Raw genomic sequence first — 5,619 nt, 5'->3', positions numbered from 1 at the left:
AGAACAGGCGCTCGGCCGACTCGCCGAACTCGTCCAGCTGCGCCTGCTGGGTCTCGGACAGGTAGGTGATGTCGGCGTTCTGCTCCAGCAGCCCCTCGGGACCGTCCGAGGTCAGGATGTTGGTGAGCGAGTCCATGTCGCCGGACTGGTAGGTCGCGTTGGCGAGCTTCTGGACCCTCTCCTTGAGGGCCTCGTACTTCTCCTCCTCGTCCCCGACCTGCTCTTCGAGTTCGTCGTACCGGGCCTCGGCGACCTCGTGGTCCTCCTTGGCCTGGTTGTACTCCTCGACCGCGATGGACGCCTCTTCGTTGAGGCGCTCGATCTCCTCCTCCACCTCTTCCCGGGTGGGGTCCGCGTGGGCGGTGCCGGGGAGGAGGAGGGAGCTTGCGACGACCGCTCCGATTCCGGTCGAGGCAGCGATGCGGCGAGCCGTACGCCGACCACCGGTGTTCTTCATGGCGGGCCACGCTCCTTGGGGTGTGAGAAGTCCGCACGGGGGTGCTGGGGAGACACGTACAAGGGAGGGCGCCCGCGTCCTGGACGCAGGCACCGGGTGTGAGTGTGCGGGGTTCCACCGGGCGACACACGGGTGGCGTTCTATCCGGTAGAGCACTCACGTTCCCGGTAGAACCTAGCGGACCGTGCGGCACGGCTCAACCACACGACCGAACACATGGCCAATATCCCAAGGCGACACGGATCTCAGAGGGAACACGGAACCGGGTGCGGTGCCTCGGGCACCGCACCCGGCTCAGCCGTGGGACTCCAGCCTGCGCAGGAAGATCGGCGAGGAGATCGCCCGGGCCCCGGCCCGGCGCACCGCGCCCACGATCTCCCGGTCGGAGGTGACCACGGCGATCGGCCGCCCGGGCGGCTCGGCCCGCACCAGGCGCACGATCAGCTCGTCGGCGGTCTCCCCGGGCGCGCTGAACAGCAGCCGCACCCGCCGGGTCTGCGCCACCGCCGGCGGGGCGTCCACGTCGGCCCCGTCGAACACGCAGGTGATCTCCGCCTTGGTCCGGCTGGCCAGCCCCTCCAGGGAGGACAGCAGCCGGGTGCGCTGGTCGGCCAGCGGCAGGGTCCCGTAGCCCGTCTTGGTGACGTTGTAGCCGTCCACCAGCAGGTGCACGCGCGGCACCGTCAGCAGGTGTTCGAGCAGGCCGGGGTCGTCGTCGGGCAGCCCGCCCAGCGACACCCGGCGGCGCTCGTCCGCCTCGGCCGCCACCAGGTCGGCGGGGGAGTCCACCGCGGCCGGCAGCGCCAGCTCGCGGCGCAGCCCGTGGGAGGCGTCGACCAGCACGTCCAGCAGCACGCGCAGCCGCGCCTCGTCGGCGTTGCGGCCCGCCCGCACCGCCCGCCGGGCGTTCTCCACCTGCGCCTCGGCCGCCGACAGCCGCGACTTCAGCCGCCGGTTCTCCGACTCCAGGGCGCCGACCCGGCCGGTGGCCTCCGCGGCGCGCTCGTCGGCCTGGAGCGCCACCTGCTCGGCGTGGGCCGTCGCCTCCTTGGCCCGGCGCCGCTCGGTGTGCACCTTCTGGCGCAGCTCGGAGATCTCGGCCTTGTGCTCCTTGAGCTGGGCACGCAGCCGCTCCGTCTCGGCCCGGTGCTCCTCGCGGGCCTGGGCCAGGCGGCGGTTCACCTCCTCCAGGGCCTCGGCGGCCTCGTCGGCCTCCTTGGCCCCCGCCTCCCGGTCCAGCTCGCGGTGGACGCCCTCGACGATGTCGGCCCACCCCGGCGGGCGCAGCAGGTAGGCGCAGGCCCCCACCGCCACCGGATCGGCGGCCGGGGGCACCACGCCCGAGCGCAGCCCCTCGGCCAGCTCGGGCCACACCTGCTCGACCCGCTCGGCCACCAGGGTCCGGAAATCCGGGTCGTTCTCCAGCTGGGCGGCGATCTGCGGCCCCGCCAGCCGGGCCCTGCGGCGCGGCTCGAACTTGGCCACCCGCCGCAGCGGGGCGGGCAGGTCGGCGGCGCGCATGCCGCCCAGCACGTCGGACCCGTAGTCGATGACCCGTGAGCGCACGGCCTCGGGCAGGGGGCGCAGCAGCCGCTCCCCGTCCTCCCCGTGACCGTGCGCGGGAGCCGTCCCGTTCCCGGAGTCACCGGCCTCCGGGCGGGTGCTCATGCCCGACCCGTCGGGCTCTCCGCCGAGGTGTCGGAGACCGACCGGTCGGCGTCGGGGCGGGCGATGGTCTCGATGCGGTCCGTGGCCCCGCACCAGCGGCACTTCACCTGCTCGATCGTCTCGGACAGGACGGTGCGCTCCTCCACCCGCCCCTCACCGGACAGGTCCAGGTGCACGAAGTCCTGGGAGCGGACCGTACGCGTCACGTCGAACCGTGTGAGGTTGCCGCATCCGGTGCACCGCCACCGCTCATTGTCACCCGGCATCGCGATCCCCACGGTTCCTCCTCTTGATCGGGTAAGCGGGGGCCTTACGCCCCAACACCCACATCTTTCCACGTCGGGTGGCCCGGACCGGAGGGCGGCCGTGTTCGGTCGTCGCCTCCGATTACCCTGACCGGGTGATTCGACGGTCCGCGGCGCCCGCAGGCGTACAACTCGACATCGGCGACATCGGCACCCCGCTGGGCGCCGTGTCCTTCGTCGTGCTGGACCTGGAGACCACCGGCACCAGCGCCACCAACTCCCGGATCACCGAGGTCGGCGCGGTCCGCGTGCGCGGCGGGCGGGTGGAGGAGGAGTTCACCACACTCGTGAACCCGGGCGTGGTCATCCCCGCCGAGATCACCCTGCTGACCGGCATCACCCAGTCCATGGTGGCCACCGCCCCGCCCCCGGAGGAGGTGCTGCCCCGGGTGCTCGCCTTCCTCACCGCCCGGGAGGACACCGTCCTGGTCGCCCACAACGCCCCCTTCGACGTCGGGTTCCTCAAGGCCGCCTGCGAACGCCACGGCGCGGCCTGGCCGGACCCGCCGGTCGTGGACACCCTGCGCCTGGCCCGCGCCGTCCTGCCCCCGGGCCAGACCCGCAACCACCGGCTCGGCACCCTGGCCGCGTTCTTCGGCTCGCCGGTCACCCCCAACCACCGCGCCCTGGACGACGCCCGCGCCACCGTCACCGTCCTCACCGGGCTCATCGACCGCCTCACCCCGCTGGGGGTGGGCAGCCTGGAGGAGCTGCGCGCGGTCACCAAACCGCCCACCAGGGCCCAGCGCGCCAGACGGCACCTGGCCGAGGGGCTGCCCGAACGCCCCGGGGTGTACGTGTTCACCGACGCCCGCGGCGCCGACCTGTACGTGGGCAAGAGCAACAACCTGCGCCGCCGGGTCGCCTCCTACTTCACCGCCGCCGAGAACCGGCAGCGCATCCGGGAGATGGCCGGGGTCGTCGCGGGCGTCACCCCCATCGTGTGCGCCACCGATCTGGAGGCGTCGGTGCGCGAGCTGCGCATCATCGCCGAACGCAAACCGCCCTACAACCGGCGCTCGCGCAACCCCGAACGGGTCCGCTGGGTCACCCTCACCGCCGAGGACTACCCCCGCCTGTCGGTGGTGACCACCGTCAAGGACGACGGCGCCCCCTACATCGGCCCCTACGCCTCCGCCCAGGAGGCCGAACGCGCCAGGGAGGCGCTGCTGCACGCCCTGCCGCTGCGCCAGTGCACCCACCGGCTCACCCTCGGCGGCACCGACGGCGTCACCCCCTGCGTGCTCGCCCAGATGGGCCGCTGCGGCGCGCCCTGCGACGGCACCGAACCCCGGGACGCCTACCTGGAGCACGCCGCGGCCGCCCGCACCGCCATGACCGGCGACCCCGACGCCGTCGTGGCCGCCCACACCGACCGCATCGCCGAACTCGCCGCGGACCTGCGCTACGAGGAGGCCGCCGCCCTGCGCGACCGGCTCGCCGCGTTCCTGCGCGGCGCCCGCCGCGCCCAGCGCATGGCCGCCCTGGCCGCCGTCCCCCACCTGGTCGCCACCCGGCGCGGCCCCACCGGCTGGGACACCAGCGTGGTCCGCCACGGGCGGCTGGCCGCCAGCGCCGTCCTGGAGCCCGGCACCGACCCCGGGGCGTTCCTGCGCTCCCTGACCGCCACCGCCGAGACCGTCGAGCCGGTCCCGCCCCCGCGGTCGGCCGCCCTGCCCGGCGAGACCGAGCTGATCCTGGCCTGGCTGGACCACCCCGCCACCCGACTGGTGGAGGTCGACGGCGCGTGGACATGCCCGCTGCGGGCCGCCGAGGCGTACACGGAGATGGCCCAGATGACACACTGGGCGCATGGCCGCGATACCGCTCAATGACGACCACCCCGTCCGCCGCACCCCCGTCGTCGCCTACCTGCTGATCGCGGCCAACGTGCTCGCCTACCTGATGTCTCCGCAGGCGACCACCGCGGTCTGGTACCCGGCCGACATGGTGGAGCGGTTCTGCGCCATCCAGGACTACTTCATGCGCTGGGGCGCGGTCCCCGCCGAGATGTTCGGGCACACCGACCTGGCCGCCCCGGCCGTCCCCCAGTGCGGGGCCATCGAGGGCAAGCAGGTCTGGCTGTCGGTGTTCGCGTCCATGTTCGTCCACTCCGGCGCCGCCCACCTGGTGGGCAACATGGTCTACCTGTTCGTGTTCGGGCCGGTGGTGGAGGACCGCATCGGACGGCTGCGGTTCCTGGTGCTGTACGTGGTCACCGGCCTGGCCGCCGCCTACGGGTTCGCCCTGGGCGAGCCGCAGGGCGTGATCCCCATGGTCGGCGCCTCCGGGGCGATCTCCGGGGTACTCGGCGCCTACCTGGTCGTGCAGTTCCGCAGCCGGGTCACCACCCTGGTCTTCGGGGTGCTCCCCATGCGCCTGCCCGGGTGGGCGCTGGTGGGCAGCTACTTCGTCCTTCAGTATCTTCTCTACGTCACCACATCGAACGCCCCCGGTGCGGGCTCCGGCGTCGCCTACGCGGCGCACGTGTACGGATTCGTCGCCGGGGTGATCGTGGGATGGGTGGTCTACCGGCTGCGATGGCGCTCCGGGACGCGGCTCTCCGACGTCTACTAGCCGTGCGCGGTCCCCAAGGCCCTCGCCCGCGCCGACACCGCCCAGGAGGCACAGTGATCACCGCGATCGTCATGATCAAGGCCGACGTCCACCGCATCCCCGAGGTCGCCGAGGCCATCGCCGAGATCGACGGGGTGAGCGAGGTCTACTCGGTCACCGGCGGGGTCGACCTCATCGCCATGGTGCGGGTCCGCCGCCACGAGGACCTGGCCGAGGTCATCCCCGGGCGGGTCAACAAGGTGGCCGGGGTGATCTCCTCCGACACTCACATCTCCTTCCAGACCTACTCCAAGCACGACCTGGAGTCGGCCTTCGCCATCGGCTGGTAGCCGGGCGCACGAAAGGGGCGGCACCGTCGTCGGTGCCGCCCCCGTGCTTTTTCGGGCCTCCGCTTCGCCCGCCCGTCGCCCTCCACCGCCCTCGAACGACGGCCTACGGCCGACAGCCTTCCCTTATCCCGTGCTCGGCGCCCTAGGGCGTGTTCGGTGGATCTTGTTGAGTGGGGCGATCGGGCCGTGCGCGTAATCGGATGAAGATGTCGGCGACACGCACGGTCGCCCGGTAGGTCGTGGCGAGCTTGTCATAACGCGTGGCCAGCGCCCGGAACTGCTT

Annotated in this window: 6 protein-coding genes; 3 read left to right on the top strand and 3 right to left on the bottom strand. The window is 72.9% G+C overall.

Annotated features, from left to right (window positions below; all coding sequences use genetic code 11):
• The 3 genes from ACJOT3_RS31995 to ACJOT3_RS31985 all read right to left on the bottom strand — a co-directional run.
• Positions 1-457 (bottom strand): coiled-coil domain-containing protein (locus ACJOT3_RS31995; RefSeq protein ID WP_406976869.1); only part of this gene is annotated, 457 nt, incomplete at its 3' end.
• A gap of 294 nt (positions 458-751) precedes the next feature.
• The gene (locus ACJOT3_RS31990) at positions 752-2,125 is read right to left on the bottom strand and encodes an NYN domain-containing protein (RefSeq protein ID WP_406976868.1); all 1,374 of its coding nucleotides are present in this window, start codon (positions 2,123-2,125) and stop codon (positions 752-754) included.
• On the bottom strand, positions 2,122-2,403 hold the full coding sequence (locus tag ACJOT3_RS31985) for a hypothetical protein (RefSeq protein ID WP_220559896.1): 282 nt from the start codon (positions 2,401-2,403) through the stop codon (positions 2,122-2,124). Before ACJOT3_RS31985 ends, ACJOT3_RS31990 begins: the two co-directional genes overlap by 4 nt.
• A 125-nt stretch (positions 2,404-2,528) precedes the next feature.
• On the opposite strand from ACJOT3_RS31985, the gene ACJOT3_RS31980 reads away from it, so the two are divergent.
• Genes ACJOT3_RS31980 through ACJOT3_RS31970 form a run of 3 tightly spaced genes read left to right on the top strand, consistent with a single transcriptional unit; the run spans position 2,529 to position 5,336 of the window.
• Positions 2,529-4,265: a DEDD exonuclease domain-containing protein gene (locus tag ACJOT3_RS31980; RefSeq protein WP_406976870.1), complete on the top strand. Its 1,737-nt coding sequence runs from the start codon at positions 2,529-2,531 to the stop codon at positions 4,263-4,265.
• Positions 4,243-5,007, top strand: coding sequence for a rhomboid family intramembrane serine protease (locus tag ACJOT3_RS31975; RefSeq protein ID WP_406976867.1), 765 nt, complete (start codon positions 4,243-4,245; stop codon positions 5,005-5,007). Before ACJOT3_RS31980 ends, ACJOT3_RS31975 begins: the two co-directional genes overlap by 23 nt.
• A 53-nt stretch (positions 5,008-5,060) precedes the next feature.
• Entirely contained in the window at positions 5,061-5,336 is a 276-nt protein-coding gene (locus ACJOT3_RS31970; RefSeq protein ID WP_406976866.1) for an Lrp/AsnC family transcriptional regulator, read from the top strand.
• The last annotated feature ends 283 nt before the right edge of the window (positions 5,337-5,619 follow it).

It is taken from the genome of Nocardiopsis protaetiae (genome assembly GCF_045446735.1).
Taxonomy (GTDB): domain Bacteria; phylum Actinomycetota; class Actinomycetes; order Streptosporangiales; family Streptosporangiaceae; genus Nocardiopsis; species Nocardiopsis protaetiae.
Note: the sequence above shows the minus strand (reverse complement) of the source record. Positions and strands in the feature narration are given on the sequence as shown.

Bases quoted from the DNA above. Each gene is read 5' to 3' on its own strand.
- ACJOT3_RS31990 (WP_406976868.1), bottom strand. From the start codon at position 2,125: ATGAGCACCCGCCCGGAGGCCGGTGACTCCGGGAACGGGACGGCTCCC.
- ACJOT3_RS31975 (WP_406976867.1), top strand. From the start codon at position 4,243: ATGGCCGCGATACCGCTCAATGACGACCACCCCGTCCGCCGCACCCCC.